We start from the raw sequence: 24,468 nt of genomic DNA on the forward strand, positions 1-24,468 counted from the left end.
GCAAGAGTCAACGAAGGAGTCACGCAGCGTGCCTGGCACCAATCTGACCCGTGAGGAGGCCCGTACCCGGGCTGAGCTCCTCCACGTGGACGCGTACGAGATCGAGCTCGACCTGAGCACGGCCCCTGAGGGCGGCACGTTCCGGTCCACCACCGTGGTCCGTTTCACCGCCGCCACCCCTGGCGCGTCCAGCTTTGTCGACCTGGTGGCGCCGACGGTGCTGGAGGTCGTCCTCAACGGCACCGCGCTCGACCCCGCCGAGGTGTTCGCGGACAGCAGGATCGCGCTGCCGGCCCTCGCGGCCGAGAACGAGCTGCGGGTGGTCGCCGACTGCGCCTACACCAACTCCGGTGAGGGCCTGCACCGCTTTGTCGACCCGGTCGACAAGGAGACCTATCTCTACACCCAGTTCGAGGTCCCGGACGCGCGTCGGGTGTTCGCGTCCTTCGAGCAGCCCGACCTCAAGGGGACGTTCCGGTTCACCGTGACCGCCCCCACCGGGTGGAAGGTGATCAGCAACGAGATCTCCCCCGAGCCCGAGCAGGGCCCGGTCGCGGGAACCCAGCTGCACCGCTTCCCGGCGACGCCGCGGATCTCCACCTACATCACCGCGCTGATCGCGGGCCCGTACGTGGGCGTGTTCGACGCCTACGACGGCCCGAACGGGCAGAGCGTGCCGCTGGGCATCTACTGCCGCCCGTCCCTCGCCCAGTACCTGGACGGGGAGGCGATCTTCGAGGTCACCAAGCAGGGGTTCGACTACTTCCAGGAGAAGTTCGACACCGTCTACCCCTTCAGCAAGTACGACCAGCTGTTCGTCCCGGAGTTCAACGCCGGCGCGATGGAGAACGCGGGCGCGGTCACCATCCGGGACCAGTACGTGTTCCGGTCCAAGGTGACCGACGCGGCGTACGAGGGCCGCGCCGAGACGATCCTGCACGAGCTGGCGCACATGTGGTTCGGCGACCTGGTCACCATGGAGTGGTGGAACGACCTGTGGCTGAACGAGTCCTTCGCCACCTTCACCTCGGTGCTGTGCCAGTCCGAGGTGGCCGGGGGCCGCTGGCCGCAGGCCTGGACCACCTTCGCCAACTCCATGAAGACCTGGGCCTACCGGCAGGACCAGCTGCCTTCCACGCACCCGATCATGGCGGAGATCAACGACCTGGAGGACGTGCAGGTCAACTTTGACGGCATCACCTACGCCAAGGGCGCCTCGGTGCTCAAGCAGCTGGTGGCGTACGTCGGCCAGGACGCGTTCTTCGCCGGGGTGCAGGCCTACATGAAGCGCCACGCCTGGGGCAACACCCGGCTCAGCGACCTGCTCGGCGCGCTGGAGCAGACCTCGGGCCGCGACCTGAAGTCCTGGTCCACGGCCTGGCTGGAGACCGCCGGGATCAACGTGCTGCGCCCGGAGCTCGAGGTGGACGCCGACGGCGTGCTGACCTCGTTCGCCGTCCGCCAGGAGGCCCCGGCGCTGCCGGTCGGCGCCAAGGGCGAGGCAGTGCTGCGCCCGCACCGGATCGCGGTCGGCATGTACGACCTGGACGAGAGCGGTGCTCTCGTCCGCGACTACCGGATCGAGCTGGATGTCGAGGGCGAGCTCACCAACGTCCCGGTGCCGGCCGGGCGCAAGCGTCCTGCGGTCGTCCTGCTCAACGACGACGACCTCTCCTACGCCAAGGTGCGTCTGGACGCCGAGTCGCTGGCGAACGTCGCCGCGCACATCGCCGACTTCACCGAGTCGCTGCCGCGCGCGCTGTGCTGGGCCTCGGCCTGGGACATGACCAGGGACGGCGAGATGGCCGCCCGGGACTACCTGTCCCTGGTGCTCAGCGGGATCGGCCGGGAGTCCGACATCGGCGTGGTCCAGTCGCTGCAGCGGCAGGCCATGCTGGCCGTCGACCTCTACGCCGACCCGGCCTGGCGGGCCGAGGGCCTGGCCGCCTACGCCGACGCCGCGCTGGAGCTGCTCCGGGCCGCCGCGCCCGGCAGCGACCACCAGCTGGCCTGGGCCCGGGCGTTCGCCGGGACCGCCCGTACCGAGGAGCACCTCGCGGTGCTCAGCGGGCTGCTCGACGGCAGCGTCCCGATCGCCGGCCTCGCCGTGGACGACGAGCTGCGCTGGGCGCTGCTCGGCCGGCTGTCCGCGACCGGGCTCGCCGACGAGGACGCGGTGCTGGCCGAGCTGGACCGCGACAACACCGCCGCGGGCCAGGCGCACGCCGCCACCTGCCGGGCGGCGCGTCCGACCGCCGCCGCCAAGGCCGAGGCCTGGGCCTCGGTGGTGGAGTCGGAGACGCTGACCAACACCGTCCAGGAGGCGGTCATCGGCGGCTTCGTCCAGACCGACCAGCGGGAGCTGCTCGCCCCCTACACCGCGAAGTACTTCGCGGCGATCAAGGGGATCTTCGAGGAGCGCTCGCACGAGATGGGCCAGCAGATCATCGTCGGGCTCTACCCGGTGGTGCAGGTGGAGCAGAGCACGCTGGACGCCACCGACGCCTGGCTGGCCTCGGCCGAGCCGGCGCCGGCGCTGCGGCGGATGGTGGTGGAGGCCCGCGCGGGTGTCGAGCGGGCGCTCCGGGCCCAGGCCGCGGACCGGGCGGCGGCTCAGCGCTGAGCGGCCGACCGGCCTGAACCGGCCCCGGACCCCGCCGAGTTCACTTGGCGGGGTCCGGGGCCGAGCCGTCTCGGGGCTCGTTCATCACGGCGGCCAGGGCCGCGGTGCGGCGGGAGGCGGTGAAGTGCTCCAGGTCGGTGGGGCTGCCGGTGGCGTCGGCCAGCGGCAGCCGCCAGTTGGGGTACTCCGAGGAGGTGCCCGGGAGGTTCTGCGGGCGCGGGTCGCCGAGGGCGTCCGGGAGCCAGACCCCGACCAGCTCGGCCGGGGTGCGCAGCAGATAGCGGTGCAGGGCCGCCACGGTCTCCGGCAGGACCTCGCCGACCACCGGGTCGGCCACGTCCGCGGCCGGTCCTTCCCCGTACGGGGAAACCGAGAGCAGGCCCTCCCGGGCCAGTTCGCCGAGCCACTCCTCGACGTCGGACTCGGCCTCGGCCTGCTCCTCGGCGAGCGGGCGGGCGAGCAGGCCGAGCCGGTGCCGCAGCTCGACGTGCTCGCCGCTGAGGCGGGCGGCGGTGCTGGGCAGGTCGTGGGTGGTCAGGGTGGCCAGGCACTGCTCGCGCCAGCGCTCCGGCGGCAGCGGCGCGCCGCCCTCGTCCGCCTCGTAGTCGCGTTCGAACCAGAGCACGGAGGTGCCCAGGATGCCGCGGTCGGCCAGCTGCTCGCGGACCCCCGGTTCGACCGTGCCGAGGTCCTCGCCGATCACCACCGCGCCCGCCCGCTCCGCCTCCAGGGCGAGGATGCCGAGCATCGCCTCCTGGTCGTAGCGGACATAGGTGCCCTCGGTCGGCGGGCGGCCCTCGGGCACCCACCAGAGCCGGAACAGGCCCATCACATGGTCGATCCGCAGCGCGCCCGCGTGCCGGACCACGCCGCGCAGCATCCCCGCGTAGGGGGCGTAGCCGACGTCGGCGAGGGTGTCCGGACGCCACGGCGGCAGGCCCCAGTCCTGGCCGTGGGCGTTGAAGGCGTCCGGCGGCGCGCCGATCGAGATGCCGGTGGCGAGGCAGTCCTGCAGGGCCCAGGCGTCGGCGCCCTCGGGGTGGCAGCCGACCGCCAGGTCGTGGATCAGACCCACCGTCATGCCCGCGCCGACGGCGGCCGACTGGGCCGAGGCGAGCTGGTCGTCGACCAGCCAGCTGAGCCAGCGGTGGAACTCGACCCGGTCGGCCAGTTCGGCGGCGGCGCGGCGGACCGCGGCGGAGCCGGGGTCGCGCAGTCCCGAGGGCCAGGAGTGCCAGGCCGGGCCGTGCACCTCGGCCAGCGCGCACCAGGTGGCGTACCGGTCCAGCGGAGTGCCCTCGCGGCGCAGGAAGGCGTGGTACGCGGCCTCCCGGCCCGGGCTGCGGACCACCTGGTGCAGCACGGTCAGCGCCTGGTGCTTCAGCGCCCAGGTCGCGTCCCGGTCGATCAGCCCGTCGCTGAGCAGCACCGCGTCCCGCAGCGCCGCCCCGCGCTGGGCCAGTCCGGCCAGCTGCTCGCGGGCGGCCGGAGCCAGGTAGGCGTACTCGGGGACGGCCTCGATCCGCAGGTGCACCGGGTCCGCGAAGCGGCGCGAGGAGGGGCGGTACGGGGACGGGTCGCTGGCCTGGCCCGGCGTCGCCGGGACGCCCGCGTGCAGCGGGTTGACCTGGACGAAGCCAGCGCCGTGGGTGAGCCCGGCCCACTGCGCCAGGTCGGCCAGGTCGCCGAGGTCGCCCATGCCCCAGGAGCGCTGCGAGAGCACCGAGTAGAGCTGGGCCAGCAGCCCCCAGCTGCGCTGCCGCACCCCGGGCAGCCTGGCCGGGGCGACCAGCAGCGGGGCGGCGGAGGCGCCGCCGTAGCGGCGGGCGCAGAGGGTGTGCCGTCCCGGCGGGAGGTCGCCGGGGATGCGTCCGGTGGCGGGGTGGCGGTCCAGGCTGCGGGCCGGGCGGCCGTCCTCGAACTCGATCCAGACCTCGGTGTCGCCGGGCACGGTGAGGTCGTGGGCTTGTCCGGCGCGGGTGGTGATGTGACGCGGCAGCAGCCGGTTGGCCCGACGCTGGTGCAGCCGTTCCAGGGCGTGCGCGGCGGCGTCCGGGGTGGAGGCGTCCACGTCCAGGGCGGCGAGGACGGCGACCAGGGTGTCGGGGGCGATCGCCACCCGCCCCTCGGGGCCGTCGCGGACGGTGTCCACCCCGTGTGCGCGGGCCAGTTCGGTGAGGGCCTGCGACGGGGTGGCCACCGCGGGGTCGGCGGGCGGCTGGGACGTTGTGGCCACGGAGGCTCCTCGGCGCGAGGGTGGACGAACAGCGGGTGGGAGGACCATAGGACGAAGCGGCGGGCGGATCGCGGACCACGCCGGGGTTCCTCCTACCCGAATCCGAAGCAGTTTGACACCGGCCGTCGGGATGCTCGTTGACAGTGCACATACTCTCTGATGGTCTTAGCGAAATCATCCACCGATCGCTTGCCCGAGGAGACCGCGTGGAGCACCGGCCCTCCCTCCCCGCCACCGTCGGCAGCGGTCTGCGCCGGCGCTTGGAGCAGCACGCCGCGCTGCAGTCGGTGGTCTTCTCCGGGCCCGCGCTGAGCGCCCGGCGGACCGCCGCCAGGACCGCGCGCAGACTGGCGCCGGCGACCGCGGACCGGCTGATCTCGCAGCTCAAGGGCACCGAGCCGCTGCTCGGCCGGGTCGGCGCGGCAGCCGAGCGGGGACGCCGGAAGAGCGCCGCGCTGCGAGCCAGCGCCGCGCTGACGGTGGCCGCGGTGGTGGGCGGCATGGTGGTCGGCGGCCAGGGCGCGTTCGCGGCGGCCCCGCCGGCCGGCCGGGTCGGATCGGCGTCGGCGCCGGGCGCGGTGACGGTTCCTCAGGTGTTTCCGCAGCCGCAGTCGCAGACCGGGTACGGGCAGGCCGTCCAGGTCCCGGCGACGGTGACCCTGGTCGCCGCGCCCAAGGCGGATCCCGGCGCGCTGGAGGCGGTGCGCCAGGTGCTGGCGGGCGCCGGGGTCCGGCAGATCGACGAGACCTCGGCGGACGCGGCCCCGACCGGCCGGCCCGCCGCCGGCAGTCTGACCGTCTATGTCGGCGGGGTGGCCGAGGGCGCCGGCGGCGGGACCGACCGCGCGCTGCGCGACCTGGCCTCGGCCGGGGGCCTGGAGGCGCCGCTGAGCCCGATCGGGCTGCCGGCCGGCGGCTATGTGCTGGCCGCGGGCCGTACCGACGCCAATGGCGCCGGCGCGCTGGTGCTGGCCGGGGTGGACGCCACCGGGACCTTCAACGCCGCCCAGTCGCTGCGCCAACTGGTCGTCAGCGGCGCTACCGGCTCGGCCCTGCCGGGGGTGCGGATCTCGGACTGGCCGACCACGCCGGTCCGGGGCACCGAGGAGGGTTTCTACGGCACCCCGTGGACGGCCGCGCAGACCCTGGACGAGGTCGACTTCCTGGGCCGCACCAAGCAGAACTACTTCCTCTACGCCCCCGGCGACGACCCCTACCGCAGCAGCCGCTGGCGCGACAGCTACCCGGCCGCCCAGCAGGCGCAGCTGCGCGCGCTGGCCGACCGGGCGGCGCTGAACCATGTGGTGCTCGGGTACGGCCTGGCCGTCGGCGGCTCGGTCTGCTTCACCTCGGCCAAGGACCAGCAGGCGCTGCTCGACAAGCTGGACTCGCTCTGGGGCCTGGGGGTGCGCTCGTTCCAGCTGCAGTTCCAGGACAGCAGCTTCACCCACTGGCACTGCGACGCCGACCACGCCACGTACGGGCTGGGACCGGCGGCGATGGCCAAGGCGCAGGGCGACCTGGTGCAGCTGGTGCTGCGGCGGTTCTCCGCCGAGCACCCGGGCGCGGCCCCGCTGTCGGTGCTGCCCACCGAGTACTACCAGGACGGCGCGACCCCGTACCGGACCGCGCTGGCCAAGGCGCTGGACCCGTCGGTGCAGGTGGCCTGGACCGGGGTCGGGGTGCAGCCGGCCGCCATCACCACCGCGCAGACCGTCGCGGCCGGACAGGCGTTCGGGCATCCGCTGGTGACCCAGGACAACTACGCGGTCAACGACTCCGCCCCGGACCGGCTCTACCTCGGCGCCTACCTGGGCCGGGAGCCCGGCGTCGCCACCGGTTCGGCCGCGCTGGTGGTCAATGCCATGCAGCAGCCGGTGGCCTCCCGGATCCCGCTGTTCACCGCCGCCGACTACGCCTGGTACCCGGCCGGGTACGACGCCGCGAGCTCCTGGCAGGCGGCGACCCGCGCGCTGGCCTCCGACCGGCCCGAGGCGGCGGCGGCGCTGGCCGCGCTGGCCGGGAACAGCGCCTCGCCCGCGGCCACGCCCGCACCGGACAGCACAGCAGCGGGCGGCGCCCAGCAGGAGTCCGCTTACCTGCGTCCGCTGATCGCCGCCTTCCGGCTCGGCCAGGGCACCCCGGCCGCGGCGGCCGCGCTGCGGGCCGCGTTCACCACCATGGCCACCGCGCCGCAGGTGCTCGCCGTCGACAGCTCCGGGGTGAGCGGCGAGGACGGCCCCTGGCTGGCCCAGCTCGCGGCCTACGGGCGGGCCGGGCAGGCGGCGGTGGACATGCTGACCGCGCAGCACACGGGCCAGGGCGCCAAGGCCTGGTCGGCCCAGGTGTCGCTGCGCGCGCTGGTGCAGCAGCTGGGCCAGTCGGACGTCACCGTCGGCGCCGGGGTGCTCGACCCCTTCCTCAAGCGGGCGCTGACCGCCTCCGACAGCTGGGCCGGGGTCGGCGGGACGCAGGCCGTGCCGAGCAGCAGCATGGGCACCGCGCAGGACCACGACCCGGCGCAGATGGTCGACGGCGACAGCACCAGCTACTACTGGAGCGACGCGCCGCCGCAGGTCGGCGACACGGTCGGGATCGACCTCGGCAGCGCCCAGCCGGTCGGCACGGTCACCGTGCGGATGGGCGCCGGGGACGGCGGCGTGGCCGCCGACGACTACCTGCACCACGCCGTACTGGAGTACTCCTCCGGCGACGGCGGCTGGCACCGGGTGGCGGCGTACCAGGACCAGAAGGTGATCACCGCGACCCTGCCGGCCGGCACCACCGCCCGCTATCTGCGGCTGCGGGCGACCGCGACCCAGACCAGCGCGGTCGCGGTGAGCGAGTTCTCGGTCTCCGCGCCGAGCAGCACCACCGCGACGGTCAGCGGCGGACCGGCCGGGCAGCCCGGCTACCCGGCGTCCAATGTGGCCGACGGCGACCTCGACACCGCCTACCGGGCGGTGGCCCCGCCGCAGGCGGGCGACGCGCTGACGATGACCCTGGGCGCGGCGCGGCCGATGAACCAGGTGGTGGTGCTCACCGATCCTGAGGTGGCGTCAGCGGGCTGGGTCGAGGTGCACCAGGCAGGCAAGGGGTGGGTCCGGCTGGGCGCGCTGACGGCGGGTTACACCGACCTCCCGGTGAGCCCGGCGGTCCCGGTCGACCAGATCCGGCTGGCCTGGGCCGGCGGCGGCCCGGCGCCGGTGGTGCAGCAGATCGTGCCCTGGTACGCGGACGCCCCGACCGCCGCGCTGCAACTGCCGGAGCAGGATCTGGACCTGGAGATCGGCGGCGCGCCGACCACGCTGACCGGCGGGCTGCAGGCGCTGGGGGCGGGCGGTGCGACCGGGACGCTGGCCGCGGTGCTGCCCAAGGGCCTGAAGGGGCTGACCGTCAGCGCGCCCGGCGCGGTGGCGCTGCCCCGGGGCGGGCGGCTGAACCTGCCGCTGGTGTTCCGGGCGGCGGCGGGCACCACGCCGGGCACGTACACCGTGCCGGTGGTCTTCAGCGCCGCCGGGCACACGGTGACCCAGTCGGTGCAGGTGCATGTGTACCCGCGCACGGATGGCCCCGACCTGGCGCTGAGCGCCACCGCGAGCTCCTCCGGCGACGAGACCCCCGACTTCCCGGCCGCCGGGGTCAGCGATGGCTCCGCCACCACCCGCTGGTCCTCCCCGGCCAAGGACGACGCCTGGGTGCAGCTGGAGCTGGCGCAGCCGACCACGGTCGGCGAGGCGGTGCTGCACTGGCAGGACGCCTACGCCGCGCAGTACCGGATCGAGACCTCGGCCGACGGGGTGCACTGGAGCACCGCCGCGACCGTGCTGAACGGCGCCGGCGGGGACGAGACGGTGCACTTCGACGCGCCGGACGTGCGCTACGTCCGGATGCAGGGGGTGCAGCGGGCGACCCGCTTCGGCTACTCGCTGTTCGGCATCGAGCTCTACGCCGTGGCCGGCAGCAGCTCGGTCGGGACCCCGGTCAGCGTCACCCCGCCGAGCGCGCCGGCGACGCCGCCCACACCTCCGGTGAACGCGCCCAGCGGGGTGCCCAGCGGGGTGCCGACCCCGACCCCGCCGGCCGACCCGACCGCACCCGCCGACCCGGGAGAACCAGGGTGATACCCAGACCGCTGCACGCGGTGAACGAGGGGCTGGCCTTTCTGCTGGAGCTCGCCGCATTTGCCGCGATGGCCTGGTGGGGCTTCGGCACCGGCGGAAACCTGCTGCTCCAGCTGCTGCTGGGGCTGGGCGCACCGGCCGTGGCGATCGTGCTGTGGGGGCTGATCGCGGCCCCGAAGGCGCGGTGGAAGGTGCCGCTGCCGGGGGTGCTGCTGCTCAAGGCGGCGGTCTTCGGCGGCGCGGCGCTGTGCCTCTACGCACTGGGGCACCACGTACTGGCTGTGGCGTTCGCGCTGGTCGCCCTGGCCAACACGGCGCTGGCCACCGCCGACCGGGACGCCTTGATGCATGAGCGGCGCGCCTGACGTACAGCACCCTCCGGTTCCTGCTGGGGCAGGTCGGAGGGTGTTGGGACCAGCGGGTCACGCGGAGAGGGGTTCGGCCGTGGCCTCCCATGGAGGGACGTCGGGGGCGACGTGGGAGACCTCCTCACGGGAGCCGTACGGCTCCAGGTAGGGACGCCAGCGGGGGTCCCGGTGGCCGGTGCCGATGATCCGCCAGGCGAGGCCGCTGGGCGGGGCCGGTGGTCGCTTCATACGCCAGCCGAGGTCGGCGAGATGGCGGTCGGCCTTGACGTGGTTGCAGCGGCGGCAGGCCGCCACCACGTTGTCCCAGCGGTGCTGGCCGCCGCGGCTGCGCGGCACCACGTGGTCGACGCTGGTTGCGACGCCACCGCAGTACACGCACCGTCCCCCGTCGCGAGCGAAGAGGGCACGGCGGGTCAGCGGAACGGGACCACGAAAAGGAACCCGCACGAAGCGGGTCAGACGGACGACGGACGGCGCCGCGAGGGCGCTGGTGGCGCTGTGCATATAGACCCCGGAGTCCTCAAGGCTGACAGCCTTCTTGTCGAGGACCAGAACGAGGGCGCGGCGCATCGATACGACGCCGAGTGGCTCGTACGACGCGTTGAGGACCAGGACATAGGGCACGAAGGCCTCCCTTTACGCCGACGGCGCGTGGCTCGCGCCGGGACGGGCACGCAGTCCGGGGTGGACTCCGTGCCGGTCACACATGAATCGCTTGCGATCTCCCCCAGTGTCGCCGTATGCCTCCCCGCAGCGCCACCAATCCCGGAGAACAGGACCCGTGTGTCCTGCCACACAGTTCATGCCCACGATCTTGGCCTGTTGCACTTCCCGTTCTTGGACACCCTTCCGGCCCCGCTAGGGTGACTGGATGCCTACCACGACCCCCTCCCCCGCCCCGTCGCTCGGCGACGCGACCAAGAGCGCAGGTCAGGCAGCCGGCTATCTCGGCAGCCACTGGGAATCATGGGTCACCGGAACGGTGAAGATCCTCTTCATCCTGGTGATCGCCATGGTGGTCCGCGCGCTGATCCGCACCATGATCAGCAAAATGGTGGCCCGGATGGCCCAGGGCAGCCAGCACAACCAGCCCGCCCTGATATCCGGACTGATCGAGAACGCCGAACGGCGCAAGCAGCGCTCCCAGGCGATGGGGTCGGTGCTGCGCAGCGTCGCCTCGTTCATGGTGCTGGGCACCGCCGCGCTGACCGCGCTGTCCGTGCTCGGCATCAATCTGGCGCCGCTGCTGGCCAGCGCCGGGGTGGCCGGGGTCGCGATCGGCTTCGGCGCGCGCAACCTGGTCACCGACTTCCTGTCCGGGGTGTTCATGATCCTGGAGGACCAGTACGGGGTCGGCGACGAGATCGACACCGGGGTGGCCTCGGGAAAGGTGATGGAGGTCGGGCTGCGGGTGACCAAGCTGCGCGGCGCCGGCGGCGAGATCTGGTACATCCGCAACGGCGAGGTGAAGCGGATCGCCAATATGAGCCAGGGCTGGTCCACGGCCAGCGTCGAGGTGCCGATCGGCTATCACGAGGACCTGGCCAGGGTGCAGGAGCTGATCCTGCGGGCGGCCGAGGACATGGCCAAGGACGAGCCCTGGAGCGAGCAGCTCTGGGAGCCGGTGAAGGTGCTCGGCGTGGACACGCTGGGCCCGGAGACGGTGGTGGTGCAGGTCGCCGGGAAGACCATGCCGGGCAAGGCGCTGCCGGTGGCCCGGGAGCTGCGGCAGCGGATCAAGGCCGCGCTGGACGGCGCCGGCGTCCAGATCGGCAAGGTCGCCGCGCTGCCGGCCGCGCGCAGCGACTCCTCCTCCACCGGGGAGATCGCCGCTCCGTCGGTGCTCGGAGACCCGACCTCGGCGCAGTCCCGGGCGGCCACCGAGATCGTTCAGCCGACGCCGCCCGCGCCCGAGCCCGCCTCGCGGCAGCCGGGACACGAACAGGACAAATAGCGTCCGCACAGTGCAGCGCCCCGCCTCGGCGGGGCGCTTTTGCGTGCGGCAACGTAACGCTTCGGTTTCCGAGCGGCGGGAACGGGATCAGGCCATTGACAGCATCTTGGCGTCGGCCTTACGTTCCTCCACACCGTTAGGAAACTTTCCTATTAGTTCAGCTACGCGTAAGGAGTGTCGGGGCAGATGACCGCCGCAGGCAACGGCAACTCCGGGCAGCCAGGCACCCCCAGCCTCCTGCGCGCCATCAACGACCGGGCGGCGCTGGAACTGCTGCTGGAGCAGGGACCGCTGTCGCGGAGCCAGCTCGGCGGCCTCACCGGGCTGTCCAAGCCGACCGCCTCACAGCTGCTCGCGCGGCTGGAGAGCGCCGGGCTGGTCGTCCCGGTCGGCACCACGGCCGGTCGACCTGGCCCCGGCGCACAACTGTACGAGATCAACCCGGAAGCCGCGTTCGTGGCCGGCCTCGACGTCAACCCGGCCCGGATCCGGGTCGCCATCGCGGACATCACCGGCCAGGTCGTCGCCGAGCACCGGCAGCCCACCCCGGGCCGGCAGGCCAGCGGCACGGTCGAGCGGGTCCGCGAGGCGGTGGACGCCGCGGCGGCCCTCGCCGGGCTGCAGCGGCAGGCGCTGCGGCAGATCGTGATCGGCACCCCGGGCGCCCTGGACGGCACCACCGGCAAGCTGCGCTACGCCCCCCACCTGCCGGGATGGCATTCGTCCCGGCTGCTGGAGGAGCTGACCGAGGGCCTCGGCGTCCCGGTCGCCCTGGAGAACGACGTGAACCTGGCGGCGGTCGCCGAGCAGCGGGTCGGCCAGGCGGTCGGCGTCGCCGACTTCGTCCTGCTCTGGGTCGAGGACGGGGTCGGCGCGGCCATCGTGCTCGGCGGCAAGCTGCACCGGGGCCACACCGGCGGCGCTGGCGAGGTCGGCTACATGCCGCTGCCCGGCGCCCCGGTCGTCAAGAACGTCCGCCGGGAGAACGCCGGCGGGTTCCAGCAGCTGGCCGGCGCCCCCGCCGTGCTGGCACTCGCCCGGGAGCGCGGCATCACCGCGCGGACCGCGGCGGAAGCCGTGTCCCGCGCCGCGGAGGCGGCCGAGCAGGGCGACGACAGCGTCCTGGCCGTCCTGGCGCACCGGCTGGCGACCGGCCTGGCCGCGATCGTCGCAGTGGTCGACCCGGAGCTGGTGCTGCTCAGCGGGGACATCCCGCAGGCCGGCGGCGAGCGGCTGCGGGCGCTGGTCCAGGAGGAGCTGACCGGACTGGCCGTACCCCGGCCCCGGCTGCTCATCAGTACCGTCCAGGGCTCACCGGTGGTCGTCGGAGCGCTGCAGTCGGCGCTCAGCACCGCCAGGGAGCGCGTCTTCACCACCCACTAGACCCCTTTCCCTCCCACTTTCCCTCCCACTTCCACCCCCACCAGAACGTCCCGGACCGGCGCCCGCGCCGAGCCGTGGATCAGCACACCCTCGCACCGCCCGCATTCCAGAAACGAACTCCCCCCTCGGCCGGGCACAGCCGCCCGCCATCCCACTGGAGGAAACCCGTGACGACCTCTCCCTCCGAGAGATTCCGCAATGTGCGCTTCGGCCGCGCCACCGCGGTACTGGCCTGCGCCGCCGCGCTCAGCCTCACCGCGGCGGCCTGTACCGGCAGCAGCAACAGCACCGGCAGCAAGGGCGACGTCGGCAGCTCCGCCGCCCCGGTGACGATCACCTTCTGGCACGGCTGGAGCGCCCCCAACGAGCTGAAGGCGATCAACACCAGCATCGCCGCGTTCGAGAAGGCCAACCCGAACATCAAGGTCAAGGCCGTCGGCAACGACACCGACGACAAGGTCAACCAGGCCCTGCGGGCCGGCGGCGCCAACGCCCCGGACGTCGTCTCCACCTTCTCCACCAACAACGTGGGCCAGTACTGCAGCAGCCACGCGTTCGCGGACCTGACCCCGTTCATGAAGGCGGACGGGCTCGACCCGACCAAGACCTTCCCGAAGTCGATGCTGGACTACACCAACTACAAGGGCGACCAGTGCGCGCTGCCCCAGCTGGGCGACGCCTTCGGCCTGTACTACAACACCGACATGTTCAAGGCCGCCGGCATCGCCTCCCCGCCGAAGACCCTGAGCGAGTTCAACGCGGACGCGGTCAAGCTGACCAAGGTCAGCGGCGGCTCGTACAGCCAGCTCGGCTTCATGCCGAACTTCCACGGCTACGAGACCCAGTCCGAGCACCTGCTCGGCCAGTGGGGCCCGACCTACTTCACCGCGGACGGCAAGTCCAACGTCGCCACCGACCCGGCCTTCACGCAGATGCTCAACTGGCAGCAGGGCTTGGTGAAGCAGCTCGGCGGCTTCACCAAGCTGGAGAAGTACCGCAACACCTTCGGCGACGAGTTCAGCGCCAAGAACCCGTTCGAGACCGGCAAGGTCGCGATGGCGATGGACGGTGAGTGGCGGGTCTCCATGATCAAGGGCGACGCCCCCGACCTGCACTACGCCACGGCGCCGTTCCCGGTCCCGGACGCGCTGGCCAGCACCTACGGCCGCGGCTACCAGACCGGCACCATCATCGGCATGAACGCCAAGAGCACCAAGCAGGCCGCTGCCTGGAAGTTCCTGAAGTTCATGACCACCGACACCCCGATGCTGGTCCAGTTCGCCAACGCGATCTCCAACGTGCCGAGCACCTTCGACTCGCTCAAGGACCCGGCCCTGGACCACTCGCCGCAGTTCCAGACCTTCCTGGACATCGCCAACAACCCCAACACCAACACCACCCCGGCCACCGTCAACGGCGGCAAGTACCTGACCTCCATCCAGAACTTCGAGTACGACTTCGAGTCCGGCAAGGTGAAGAACCTGCAGACCGGTCTGACCGGCCTCGCCAGCACCATCAACAACGACCTGGCCCAGGCCGGCCAGTAGTCCGTCCGGAGCAGTCAGGGCCGGTGTCCGCGAGGGCACCGGCCCCCTCCCCCGCCCCTCTCCCTGCTCGTCCTGACCTGGTGGTGACACTCAGATGGCAACCCCACAGAGCGCTGTGAAGCTGCCGGTTCCGCCGGCGCTGCGTCGCAAGCGCCGCAAGGAGCTGTCGACCGCGGTCGGCTTCCTCTCCCCCTGGCTGATCGGCTTCGCGGTCTTCTTCGCGTACCCGCTGATCGCCACGGTGTACTTCTCGTTCACCCACTACACCGGTTTCGACGCGCCGACCTGGGTGGGCTTCCAGAACTACACCTACGTCCTGACCAAGAACGCGGACTTCTGGCAGGCCGCCCGCAACACGGCCTGGCTGGTCGTGGTGATGGTGACGCTGCGCACGGTCTTCGGGCTCGGCATCGGCCAGCTGATCATCAAGGTGAAGAGCGGCGCGGGCTTCTTCCGCACCGCGTTCTACCTGCCCTACCTGGCCCCGCCGGTGGCGGCGACGATCGGCTTCGCCTTCCTGTTCAACCCGGGCACCGGACCGGTCAACCACTTCCTCGGCGAGGCCGGGCTGCCGCAGCCGGGCTGGTTCACCGACCCGAACTGGTCCAAGCCCTCGCTGGTGCTGCTCACCCTGTGGGGCATCGGCGACCTGATGGTCATCTTCATGGCCTCGCTGCTGGACGTGCCGCTGGAGCAGTACGAGGCGGCCTCGCTCGACGGCGCGTCCGCCTTCCAGCGCTGGCGCTACGTCACCTTCCCCAACATCACCCCGATCATCATGTTCGCGGTGGTCACCGGGGTGATCCAGACCATGCAGTTCTACACCCAGGCCATCGTCGCGGGGCAGGTCGCCTCCGGTGTGGTCGGCAACTCGGGACAGCCGTTCCAGCCCGGCTACCCCAGCGGCTCCACCTGGACCCTGCCGCAGCTGGTCTACAACGTCGGCTTCCAGAACTTCGACTACGGCTCGGCCTGCGTCATCTCGATCATTCTGTTCGTGGTCGCGATGGCCTTCACCACCCTGCTGATGCGCCGCCGTTCCGGCCTCATGGGCGAGGACTGAGCGCTGTGTCCATCGAAAGGAAAGGTGTCCCCACCATGAGCGACACAGCAGTCCAGTCCCCCGCCCCCGACGACGCGCCGGTCACCGTGAAGTCCCGCAGCGGCGTGGGGTCCAGCTCGGACGCGGCCTGGCGCCGGGCCAAGCGGCAGCGCCGGCTGGAGTGGATCGCGGTGCACTCGGTCGCGATCACCGTGGCCCTGATCTTCATCCTGCCGTTCGTCTTCCTGTTCCTGACCTCGGTGATGACCGACGACCAGGCGCTGACCACGGACTTCTGGCCGCACCACTGGGTCTGGAGCAACTACCGGACCGTCTTCAACGTCCCCGGCTTCGGCACCTGGTGGAAGAACACCCTCGAGTACGCCGTGCTGGGCACCGTGCTCACCGTGGTCTCCTCGGTGCCGGTCGCCTACGCGCTCGCCAAGTTCCGCTTCCCCGGCCGCCGGCTGGCGATGCTGCTGGTCATCTCGATGATGATGCTGCCGCCGCAGGTCATCATCATCCCGATGTACCTGTTCTGGGCCAAGCAGATGCACCTGGACGGCACGCTCTGGCCGCTGATCATCCCGATGGCCTTCGGTGACGCGTACTCCATCTTCCTGCTGCGCCAGTTCCTGCTGACCATCCCCAAGGAGTACCTGGACGCGGCCCGGGTCGACGGCTGCGGCGAGGTGCGGACGCTGATCAAGGTCGTGCTGCCGATGGCCAAGCCGGCCATCTCCGCGGTCGCCCTGTTCCAGTTCTTCAACTGCTGGAACGACTACTTCGGACCGCAGATCTACGCGTCCGACAACCCCGCGGCCTGGACCCTGTCCTACGGGCTCCAGTCCTTCCACGGGGCGCATCAGACCAACTGGAACATGACGATGGCCGCCACCCTGCTGGTCATGGCACCGGTCATCATCGTCTTCTTCTTCGCACAGAAAGCCTTCATCGAAGGCGTGACACTGACAGGGGTCAAGGGCTGATGAGCCGCACCACCGCACCTTCAGGCTCCGGCCCGCTCAAGCTCGTCGTCGTCGGCGGCGGGTCCACCTACACACCGGAGCTGATCGACGGCTTCGCCCGGCTGCGGGACTCGCTGCCGATCGGCGAACTGGTCCTGGTCGACCCGGCCGCCGACCGGCTCGAACTGGTCGGCGGGCTGGCCCGCCGGATCTTCGCCAAGCAGGGCCACCCCGGCCTGATCACCACCTCCTCCGACCTGGACGCCTCGGTGCAGGGCGCCGACGCGGTGCTGCTGCAGCTCCGGGTCGGCGGCCAGGCCGCCCGCGGCCAGGACGAGACCTGGCCGCTGGAGTGCGGCTGCGTCGGCCAGGAGACCACCGGCGCCGGCGGCCTGGCCAAGGCGCTGCGCACGGTCCCGGTGGTGCTGGACATCGCCGAGCGGGTGCGCCGGGCCAACCCGGACGCCTGGATCGTGGACTTCACCAACCCGGTCGGCATCGTCACCCGGGCCCTGCAGACGGCCGGCCACAAGGCCGTCGGCCTGTGCAACGTCGCCATCGGCTTCCAGCGGAAGTTCGCCGGGCTGCTCGGGGTCGTCCCGGAGCGGATCCGTCTTGACCACGTCGGGCTCAACCACCTCACCTGGGAGCGCGGCGTCCACCTGCTGGACGAGCCCGGCGGCGCGACCGGGCGGGACGTGCTGCCGGAGCTGCTGGAGAACTTCGGCCCGGCCATCGCCGAGGACCTGGAGCTGCCGCTGTCGCTGGTGCGCCAGCTGGGCACCGTCCCCTCGTACTACCTGCGCTACTTCTACGAGCACGACAACGTGGTCGCCGAGCTGAAGGTCAAGGGCTCGCGCGCGTCCGAGGTCGCCGCGATCGAGAAGCAGCTGCTGGAGATGTACGGCGACCCGGCCCTGGACGAGAAGCCCGCGCTGCTGGCCAAGCGCGGCGGCGCGTTCTACTCCGAGGCGGCGGTCAACCTGGTCGCCTCGCTGCTCGGCACCGGCTCCCCGGCGGGCGCGATCCAGGTGGTCAACGTCCGCAACGACGGCACCCTGCCGTTCCTCGCCGACGACGCGGTGATCGAGGTCCCGGCGACGGTGGGCCGGGACGGCGCCGTGCCGCTGGCCGTGCCGACGGTGGAGCCGCTCTACGCCGGGCTGATCGCCCATGTCACCGCGTACGAGCAGCTGGCCCTGGACGCCGCCCTGCTCGGCGGCCGGGACCGGGTCTTCCAGGCCCTGCTGGCGCACCCGCTGATCGGCCAGATCGATCAGGCCAACCAGCTGACGGACCGTCTGATCGCCCACAACCACGAGCATCTGGCATGGGCGTGACGGCAACTGGCGAGCAGGCCACGGGGAATCGAGCAGCGGGGAATCGAGCAACGGGGACAGAAAGCGACAATGCGTTGACGCACATTCAGGGTGGCCCGGACTCGGTCGGGAACCCGATCGGGGCCGGCAGCACCGGCGCCGTCGGGCGTGAGCTGGTGACCGGGGTCCTGGCCATCGACGCCGGGAACAGCAAGACCGACGTGGCCCTGGTCACCGCCGAGGGCCAGGTGCTCGGCACCGCCAGGGGCGGCGGCTTCGTCCCGCACCAGATCGGCGCCGACGCGGCCGTGGCCGCGCTCGCCCCGCTGGTGACCGCCGCGGCGGCGGAGGCCGGGTTCGACCTCACGGCCGGTCAGGGCCCGCTCGCCACGCATGTGTCGGCCTGCCTGGCGAACGCCGACCTCCCGGTCGAGGAGCAGCTGCTGCAGGAGCTGATCGCGGGCTACGGCTGGTCGAAGACCACCGTCGTCGCCAATGACACCTTCGCGCTGCTGCGCTCCGGCACCGACGCCCCGCGCGGGGTGGCCGTGGTCTGCGGCGCCGGCATCAACTGCGTGGGCCTGCTGCCGGACGGCCGCACCGCGCGGTTCCCGGCGCTGGGCATGATCACCGGCGACTGGGGCGGCGGCGGCGGACTCGCCAACGAGGTGATGTGGGCGTCCTCCCGAGCCGAGGACGGGCGCGGCCCGCAGACCGCGCTGGCCGCGGCCGCGGCGGCGCACTTCGGCCTGCCGAGCGCGAGCGCGGTGGCGGAGGCGGTGCACCTGGGCACGATCGCCGACGCCCGGCTGCACGAGCTGGTCCCGGTGCTGTTCGCGGTGGCCGAGGCCGGCGACCCGACCGCGCTGGCGCTGATCGACCGCCAGGCGGACGAGATCGTCCGGCTCGCGGTGGTCGCCCTGGGCCGGCTCGACCTGCTGGACTCGCCGGCCGACGTGGTGCTCGGCGGCGGGGTGCTCGCCTCCCGGCAGCCGCTGCTGCTGGACGGCGTGAACGCGCGGCTGGCGGCGGACGCCCCGTACGCCGTACCGCGGATTGTGACGACCCCGCCGGTGGTGGGTGCGGCCCTGCTGGGCCTCGACCACCTCGCCGCGGCGGGCCTGGGCAGCACGCCCGGAGCGCAGGAGCGCCTGCGCGCCTCCTACGCGCTGCGGCGTGCGGCACGCGCTGTCTGAGGGGGCGGCGCGAGCCATCGAGAAGGGGCCCGGCGGGGTGCACTCCCGCCGGGTCTCTCTGTTTCCCGGGTAGCTGTTCTTCCGTTGTTCTTCAGTTGGCCCAGGGCGGGGTGAGGGTGCTGCCGTCGGCGAGGGTGGCGGTCAGGCCGACGCCGGTGGCGACCCACAGGGTGGCGGGCTCGGTGGAACGGTTGTCCAGCCCGAGCAGGGCCCCGGCCGGGGCGATCACGGTGTCCCCGGCGACCAGGTCGGCGACCTCCCCGTCGACGCTGAAGCGGAGCGCGCCGGAGAGGAGGTGCAGCACCTCCTCCCGGCTGATGGTGTGCGGGACCCCGACCGTCCCGGCCGGAACCTCGCCGAGCCAGGCCGCCAGCTCCTTGCTGCCGGTGCCGGGATTGGCATGGGCGGTGAAGCGGACGCCGTGGATCTCATGGACGACGGCCTCGGGGCCGCGAACGTAGGGCATAGGGGTGCTCCTTCGAAAATGGTCAAGCTGCTTGCCGTTTCTCTAGAAGTAGTCAAGCCGCTTGTCTATCTATAGTCAAGCGGCTTGTCCATTCATGAAATACTGGGCCCATGGACACCAGCGCCGACATCCAGGCCCTCCCCTATCTGCTGCTCGCCCTCAACGGCGAGCTCGTCGCCGGAATCCAGGCCGGCGTCGTGGCCCGCGGCTTCGACGACCTCCGCCCCGTGCACGGATACGCTTTCGCCCGGATCGGTCAGAACGGCGCCACCGTCGGTGCCCTCGCCGAGCACCTCGGCGTCACCAAGCAGGCCGCCAGCCAGCTGGTCGAGGAACTGATCGGCAAGGGCTACGTCGAACGCCACCCGCATCCCCGCGACGCCCGGGCCCGCCTGATCGTCCTCACCGAACGCGGCCACGCCTGCACCCGCGCCGCCGAGGAGGCGGCCGACGACACCGTCCGCCCCTGGATCTACGTCCTCGGCCCCGAACGCTTCCACTCCCTGGTCGGCGACCTGACCCGACTGGACCCCATCGGCCCGATCCGTCCGGGCTGGTGACCGGGCCAACCCCAAAGCCCGTTGCCGGATGCGGCCGGAGGCGCGATGATCAGGCATTCTTGCTCATTGTCGGATGAACGCCAGGGGATAAACCGCCGTTATGCACCGCTCTGTCCATGCTCTCGCTGCCGGGTCCGCGCTGATCGCCGCCGTGGCCCTGGCTTCAGGCTGCCAGGGCAGCGGCCGGGCCCCGGTGCCGTCCAGCGCGACCCCGACGCCGGTCCGGACCCCGGCGGCCACCACGGCCGCCGCCGCGCCCCAGCCGAGCGGGCCGGTGACCGCAACCCAGCTGGTGGCCGCGCTGCCGCCCCGGCCGGCCGGGGCCAAGGGCTGGGCCGGAAGGGGCGGGCCCAGCGGGGCACTGTCCCAACGGCAGTACCTCACGGTGGAGTTCGGAGCGGCCAGTGCAGCGAAGCTGCTGCCGGGGGAGCAGCAGGCCGGGCTGACCTCGGGCGCGCAGCGGTCCTGGCGGCAGCCGAACGGGACGCTGGTGCTCGCGGTGGTGGGCGACTACCGGGACCGGGCCGGGGCGAAGGCGTCCTACCTCCAGATCGAGTACGAGTTGGAGCTGGGCGACGCCGGGGACACCGACTTCACCCTCCCCGGCGCCGCCGACAGCTACGGGATCGGCGACCCGACCCTGGACCAGGCCGGGAACACCGAGAGCGACCTGCTGGTGCTGGCCGGGAACACGCTGCTGCACGTCGAGGTCAAGGCCCCCGGCACAGTGGACCAGGCAACGGCGAAGGCGGTCGCCGCGCAGGTCTACGCGAACCTCTGCCGAATCTCGGACTGCACGGCGGGCAGTACCAGCTGACCAATCTCGTCACAGCTGGGAGACGAAACCTCAAGATCGACGCAAGTCCGGTGTGGATGTCACAGGGGTTGGCCATACTGCTCCCAAAGGCCGCAGCAGGGGAAGGGGGCGCGACTGATGGCGACGCCGGGACAGGCCAACCGTCCGGAGTGGGAGCAGGGCGGGGGCACGGCCGTGCTGCCCGCACGCGACAGAGCCGGCGGGCAGCAGCAGCGCGCGGGGCGGGGTCCGCAAAGCACCCCGCCCCGGCGGCTGTGGACCATGGGTTCGCTGCTGGCCCTGCTCGCGGTGCTGTTCGGCGCGCTGACGGTGGTCCAGGTCGTGCAGAGCTCCGACGCGGCCTCCAGCGTGGTGAACCACAGTCAGCCGCTGAGCGACGACGCGGCCCAGATCTTCCACTCCCTCGCGGACGCGGACACCACCGCGGCGACCGGCTTCCTGCAGGCGGGCAACGAGACCGCGGCCATGCAGAAGCAGTACGACAGCGACATCAGCACCGCCTCCACCCTGCTGGCGCAGGCCGCGGCGAGCACCTCCCCGTCGGACCCGGGGCAGAAGCAGATCCAGCTGCTGAACGCGCAACTCCCGGTCTACACAGGGCTGGTGGAGACGGCACGGGCGGACGACCGGCAGGGCCTGCCGCTCGGCGGGGCGTACCTGCGGTACGCGTCGGGGCAGTTGCAGGACACCATGCTGGTCGAGGCGCAGTCCCTCTACACCGCCGAGACCGCGCGGCTGCACCAGGACTACAGCGACGCGCAGGCGCTGCCGTGGGCCGCGATCGGGCTCGGCCTGGTGACCCTGGGCGCCCTGGTCTGGTCCCAGATACGGCTGTTCCGGCAGACCAACCGGGTGCTCAACATCGGGCTGGTGGCGGCGACCGGGGCGACCGCGCTGGCGCTGCTGTGGCTGGTGACCGCGCAGAGCCTGTCGGCCTCCGACCTCAGGGCCAGCAACACCAGGGGCGCGGCGCCGCTGCAGGTGCTGAACGAGGCCAGGATCAAGGCGCTGCAGTGCCGGGGGCGGAGAACCTCAACCTGGGTGGCGCGCGGCTCGACCGACGCCTATGAGACCGCCTGGAGCAAGGACAGCGCCCAACTCGCTGGCAAGGACGGCTTCCTGGTCCAGGCGACCGCGATGACCGGGGCCGACCCGGCCGCGCAGCAGACCATCAGGGCGGCGGCGGCCGCGTTCACCACCTGGCAGCAGCGGCACGACACCGCGAAGACCGCCAACGACAGCGGCGACTACGCCACGGCCGTGGACACCACGATCGGCTCGAACGCCACCACCAGCGCGGCGTTCAGCCAGCTGGACGCCAATCTCAACAGCGCGATCGGCCGCGAGCGGGCGAACTTCCACTCGCTGGCAGGCAACGGCCGCAATGACACCGCCCTGCTGGCCGAGGGCACGGGGGTGCTGGCGCTGATCGCGGCGGCCGGCGCCCTGCTGGGGATCAACCGTCGAGCGGCGGAATACCGATGACCGGAACAACGAGGGGGACACGGATGGGACGCGGAACCAGGGCGGCCGTACTGGCGGCCTCCGCGCTGCTGCTCGGTGCGGTGGCACTGCCCGGAAGCTCCTCGGCCGAGTCGCTGCAGGGCCTCCCGGCGTCGGGACCGGTCCGGATCGGGCTCGCGCCGCAGGCGGCGGCCTGCACCCCGGCCACCCTGAACACCAGCCTGACCCCGAGCGCCTCCGACGCGGGCACCGACATCCAGCGGATCGTCAAGCGCGGCAAGCTGATCGCGGGCATCGACACCAACAGCTACCTCTGGGGCTTCCGCAATCCCTCCGACGGCAGCCTGCAGGGCTTCGACATCGACCTGGTGCACGCGCTGGCCAAGTCGATCCTCGGCAACGCCAACGCGGTGGAGTTCCTGGCCGTGCCGACCGCCAACCGGGTCTCGGCGCTGCAGAAGGGCCAGGTCGACGTGGTGGTGCGGACCATGACGATCACCTGCGACCGACTGGCGCAGGTGTCCTTCTCGGTGCCCTACTTCAACGCCGGACAGGAGGTCGTGGTACCCAAGTCCTCCCCGGTCACCGGCTTCAACGACACCCTCAAGGGCAAGAAGGTCTGCGCGGCGACCGGCTCCACCGCCGCCGACATGCTGAAGGACCCGGCCAAGGACCACGGGGCGACCGTGTTCCCGGTGGCGAACCAGCTGGACTGCCTGGTGCAGATGCAGCTCGGCAACGTGGACGCCACCATCACCGACAACGCCCTCGGCGCCGGCCAGGTGGCCCAGGACCCGACGATCCACCTGGTCGGCGGCCCGCTGGACAACGAGGTGTACGGGGTGGCCATGAAGCTGGGCTCGGACGACCTGGTGCGCCGGGTCAACTACGTCCTGCGGGACTTCTTCACCAGCCAGTGGACCGCCGAGTACAAGCACTGGCTGACCCCGCTCGGCAGCACTCCCCCGCCGGCCCCGGTGCCGCACTTCGCCAACTGATTCATTACCCGAACGGACGCCGATCTGACAATCTGACGACCGAAGCATCACAGCGAGACGAATGGCGGGCGGATGGCGCTGACAGGACCCAACGGTCCGGTGATGACCCGGGAGGAGGTGGACCGTACCCTGACGCGCCTCGGCGCCGAGCGGGACGCGGTCGAGGCCTCACTGCTGGCATTGCAGGACCACCCGGGCCGCCGGCTGCTGGAGGGCGCCGAACTGTCCGGACGCACCCATGAGCGCTGGTCGCAGGCCGAACCGGGGCTCGGGCTGCTCTGGACCATGTTCGACACCTACTCCGAGGCGCTGGCCGCCGCCCGCGCCGTCCGCTCCCGCCGGGCCCGCCCCGGGCAGTCCGAGCTGTACGAGATGACCGAGCTGCTGCGCGGACGCGGCGTCACCGTCTCGGCCGGGCAGCTGCCGCAGGGCGGCGGCCACATCACCGGCAGCACCAGAATGAGCGAGCAGGTCAGCCTGACCGAACTGGTCGAGCGGATGAACACCTGGTACGGCCGGATCATCGAGGTGGCCTCCGCCGCCGACGCGGTCTGGACCGCGCTGCCGGCCCGGATCGACCTGCTGTCGGCGGAGCTGGGCCGGGTCAGGGCGCTGGCCCGCTCGGTCGGGGTGCACCCGGGCGAGCACCCGGCCGGGGACGCGCTGGAGGAGATGGCCAAGGAGCTGGCCGCGCTCCGCGGCGAGGTCGTCGCCGACCCGCTGGCCTTCTGGACGCCGCGTCCGGGCGCGCCGAGCACCCACACGCCGGGATCCGCCCCTGGAACGGTCGACACCAGCCGCTACGACCGCTCCGCCAGGACCGTGGACGGCCTCCGGGTCGAGCTGGAGGACCTGCTGCGGCTGCGCGACGACGCCGACGAACGCCTTGAGGGCATCGGCGAGACGCTGGCCCGCGCGGACGCCACCCTGGCCGAGTCCAGGCGGGCCCGCGGCGAGGTGCTGGCGAAGATAGCGGCGACCGAGGTGCCCGCCGTGCCGGGACCGGCCAGCGCGATGCGGGAACGGCTGGCCCAGGCGGACCAGCTGCGTCGGCACGGGCAGTGGCACCGGCTCGGTCCGCTGCTGGACACCCTGGAGGGCGCGGCGCAGCGCGAGCTGCAGCGCGCCCGCGAATCGCTGACCTCGGTCACCGCGCCGCTGGCGATACGGGCCGAGCTGCGCGGCCGGCTCGACGCCTACAAGGCGATGGCGGCGCGGCTCGGGGTCTCCGAGGACCCGGAACTGATCGAGCGCTACGACCAGGCCCGACGGATGCTCTGGAGCGCGCCCTGCGACCTCCGGGCGGCGGAGTACGCGGTGACGCGCTATCAGCAGGCGCTGCGGCCCGCGGCCGGGCCGGGCAGGAACTGAGCATGACCACCGAAGCAGCACCGACAGGGGGA

18 protein-coding genes are annotated in these 24,468 nt (G+C 72.3%); 15 read left to right on the forward strand and 3 right to left on the reverse strand.

Annotation, left to right across the window (positions count from 1 at the left end; all coding sequences use genetic code 11):
- Positions 1-28: 28 nt before the first annotated feature.
- Positions 29-2,623, forward strand: coding sequence for an aminopeptidase N (gene pepN / locus ACXKR8_RS16685; protein ID WP_458273699.1), 2,595 nt, complete (start codon positions 29-31; stop codon positions 2,621-2,623).
- 40 nt (positions 2,624-2,663) lie between these two features.
- Here pepN and malQ read toward each other — a convergent pair whose 3' ends face one another.
- The gene (malQ, locus tag ACXKR8_RS16690; RefSeq protein WP_458273700.1) at positions 2,664-4,907 is read right to left on the reverse strand and encodes a 4-alpha-glucanotransferase; all 2,244 of its coding nucleotides are present in this window, start codon (positions 4,905-4,907) and stop codon (positions 2,664-2,666) included.
- A gap of 158 nt (positions 4,908-5,065) precedes the next feature.
- On the opposite strand from malQ, the gene ACXKR8_RS16695 reads away from it, so the two are divergent.
- Positions 5,066-8,983 (forward strand): beta-N-acetylglucosaminidase domain-containing protein, encoded by a 3,918-nt coding sequence (locus ACXKR8_RS16695; RefSeq protein WP_458273701.1) that lies wholly within the window; start codon positions 5,066-5,068, stop codon positions 8,981-8,983.
- Positions 8,980-9,348: a YrdB family protein gene (locus ACXKR8_RS16700; protein WP_458273702.1), complete on the forward strand. Its 369-nt coding sequence runs from the start codon at positions 8,980-8,982 to the stop codon at positions 9,346-9,348. The genes ACXKR8_RS16695 and ACXKR8_RS16700 overlap by 4 nt, the downstream gene beginning before the upstream one ends.
- A 57-nt stretch (positions 9,349-9,405) precedes the next feature.
- Here ACXKR8_RS16700 and ACXKR8_RS16705 read toward each other — a convergent pair whose 3' ends face one another.
- Positions 9,406-9,975 carry an HNH endonuclease gene (locus tag ACXKR8_RS16705; RefSeq protein ID WP_458273703.1) on the reverse strand — a complete coding sequence of 190 codons (570 nt, stop codon included), beginning with the start codon at positions 9,973-9,975 and terminating at the stop codon, positions 9,406-9,408.
- Positions 9,976-10,222: 247 nt separating this feature from the next.
- Here ACXKR8_RS16705 and ACXKR8_RS16710 point away from each other — a divergent pair, with 247 nt between their 5' ends.
- From ACXKR8_RS16710 to ACXKR8_RS16740, 7 genes are all read left to right on the forward strand, one after another.
- On the forward strand, positions 10,223-11,305 hold the full coding sequence (locus ACXKR8_RS16710; protein ID WP_458273704.1) for a mechanosensitive ion channel family protein: 1,083 nt from the start codon (positions 10,223-10,225) through the stop codon (positions 11,303-11,305).
- A 186-nt stretch (positions 11,306-11,491) separates the two neighbouring features.
- Positions 11,492-12,688, forward strand: a complete 1,197-nt coding sequence (locus ACXKR8_RS16715; RefSeq protein ID WP_458273705.1) for an ROK family transcriptional regulator — start codon at positions 11,492-11,494, stop codon at positions 12,686-12,688.
- A gap of 167 nt (positions 12,689-12,855) precedes the next feature.
- Positions 12,856-14,235: an ABC transporter substrate-binding protein gene (locus ACXKR8_RS16720; protein WP_458273706.1), complete on the forward strand. Its 1,380-nt coding sequence runs from the start codon at positions 12,856-12,858 to the stop codon at positions 14,233-14,235.
- Between the two features lie 94 nt (positions 14,236-14,329).
- Positions 14,330-15,298: a carbohydrate ABC transporter permease gene (locus tag ACXKR8_RS16725; RefSeq protein WP_458273707.1), complete on the forward strand. Its 969-nt coding sequence runs from the start codon at positions 14,330-14,332 to the stop codon at positions 15,296-15,298.
- 35 nt (positions 15,299-15,333) lie between these two features.
- Positions 15,334-16,266 carry a carbohydrate ABC transporter permease gene (locus ACXKR8_RS16730; protein ID WP_458273708.1) on the forward strand — a complete coding sequence of 311 codons (933 nt, stop codon included), beginning with the start codon at positions 15,334-15,336 and terminating at the stop codon, positions 16,264-16,266.
- Positions 16,266-17,585 carry a 6-phospho-beta-glucosidase gene (locus ACXKR8_RS16735; protein WP_458273709.1) on the forward strand — a complete coding sequence of 440 codons (1,320 nt, stop codon included), beginning with the start codon at positions 16,266-16,268 and terminating at the stop codon, positions 17,583-17,585. The genes ACXKR8_RS16730 and ACXKR8_RS16735 overlap by 1 nt, the downstream gene beginning before the upstream one ends.
- 116 nt (positions 17,586-17,701) lie before the next feature.
- Positions 17,702-18,760 (forward strand): N-acetylglucosamine kinase, encoded by a 1,059-nt coding sequence (locus ACXKR8_RS16740; protein WP_458275001.1) that lies wholly within the window; start codon positions 17,702-17,704, stop codon positions 18,758-18,760.
- A 91-nt stretch (positions 18,761-18,851) separates the two neighbouring features.
- Here the strand turns inward: ACXKR8_RS16740 and ACXKR8_RS16745 are convergent, their stop codons facing one another.
- Positions 18,852-19,226 (reverse strand): cupin domain-containing protein, encoded by a 375-nt coding sequence (locus ACXKR8_RS16745; protein WP_458273710.1) that lies wholly within the window; start codon positions 19,224-19,226, stop codon positions 18,852-18,854.
- Between the two features lie 110 nt (positions 19,227-19,336).
- On the opposite strand from ACXKR8_RS16745, the gene ACXKR8_RS16750 reads away from it, so the two are divergent.
- The 5 genes from ACXKR8_RS16750 to ACXKR8_RS16770 all read left to right on the forward strand — a co-directional run bounded on the left by ACXKR8_RS16750 (position 19,337) and on the right by ACXKR8_RS16770 (position 24,436).
- Entirely contained in the window at positions 19,337-19,786 is a 450-nt protein-coding gene (locus ACXKR8_RS16750) for a MarR family winged helix-turn-helix transcriptional regulator (protein WP_458273711.1), read from the forward strand.
- A 100-nt stretch (positions 19,787-19,886) separates the two neighbouring features.
- Complete coding sequence (locus ACXKR8_RS16755) at positions 19,887-20,603, forward strand: hypothetical protein (protein WP_458273712.1); 717 nt, start codon at positions 19,887-19,889, stop codon at positions 20,601-20,603.
- A gap of 117 nt (positions 20,604-20,720) precedes the next feature.
- Entirely contained in the window at positions 20,721-22,088 is a 1,368-nt protein-coding gene (locus ACXKR8_RS16760; protein WP_462100545.1) for a hypothetical protein, read from the forward strand.
- Between the two features lie 23 nt (positions 22,089-22,111).
- Positions 22,112-23,065, forward strand: a complete 954-nt coding sequence (locus ACXKR8_RS16765; protein ID WP_458273714.1) for a glutamate ABC transporter substrate-binding protein — start codon at positions 22,112-22,114, stop codon at positions 23,063-23,065.
- A gap of 72 nt (positions 23,066-23,137) precedes the next feature.
- Positions 23,138-24,436 (forward strand): hypothetical protein, encoded by a 1,299-nt coding sequence (locus tag ACXKR8_RS16770; RefSeq protein WP_458273715.1) that lies wholly within the window; start codon positions 23,138-23,140, stop codon positions 24,434-24,436.
- Positions 24,437-24,468: the final 32 nt, after the last annotated feature.

The organism is Streptacidiphilus sp. PAMC 29251 (assembly GCF_054208735.2).

Bases quoted from the DNA above. Each gene is read 5' to 3' on its own strand.
- malQ (WP_458273700.1), bottom strand. From the start codon at position 4,907: ATGGTCCTCCCACCCGCTGTTCGTCCACCCTCGCGCCGAGGAGCCTCC.
- ACXKR8_RS16710 (WP_458273704.1), top strand. From the start codon at position 10,223: ATGCCTACCACGACCCCCTCCCCCGCCCCGTCGCTCGGCGACGCGACC.
- ACXKR8_RS16730 (WP_458273708.1), top strand. From the start codon at position 15,334: ATGAGCGACACAGCAGTCCAGTCCCCCGCCCCCGACGACGCGCCGGTC.
- ACXKR8_RS16765 (WP_458273714.1), top strand. From the start codon at position 22,112: ATGGGACGCGGAACCAGGGCGGCCGTACTGGCGGCCTCCGCGCTGCTG.
- ACXKR8_RS16715 (WP_458273705.1), top strand. From the start codon at position 11,492: ATGACCGCCGCAGGCAACGGCAACTCCGGGCAGCCAGGCACCCCCAGC.
- ACXKR8_RS16755 (WP_458273712.1), top strand. From the start codon at position 19,887: ATGCACCGCTCTGTCCATGCTCTCGCTGCCGGGTCCGCGCTGATCGCC.
- ACXKR8_RS16760 (WP_462100545.1), top strand. From the start codon at position 20,721: ATGGCGACGCCGGGACAGGCCAACCGTCCGGAGTGGGAGCAGGGCGGG.
- ACXKR8_RS16770 (WP_458273715.1), top strand. From the start codon at position 23,138: ATGGCGCTGACAGGACCCAACGGTCCGGTGATGACCCGGGAGGAGGTG.
- ACXKR8_RS16745 (WP_458273710.1), bottom strand. From the start codon at position 19,226: ATGCCCTACGTTCGCGGCCCCGAGGCCGTCGTCCATGAGATCCACGGC.
- ACXKR8_RS16750 (WP_458273711.1), top strand. From the start codon at position 19,337: ATGGACACCAGCGCCGACATCCAGGCCCTCCCCTATCTGCTGCTCGCC.
- ACXKR8_RS16735 (WP_458273709.1), top strand. From the start codon at position 16,266: ATGAGCCGCACCACCGCACCTTCAGGCTCCGGCCCGCTCAAGCTCGTC.
- ACXKR8_RS16725 (WP_458273707.1), top strand. From the start codon at position 14,330: ATGGCAACCCCACAGAGCGCTGTGAAGCTGCCGGTTCCGCCGGCGCTG.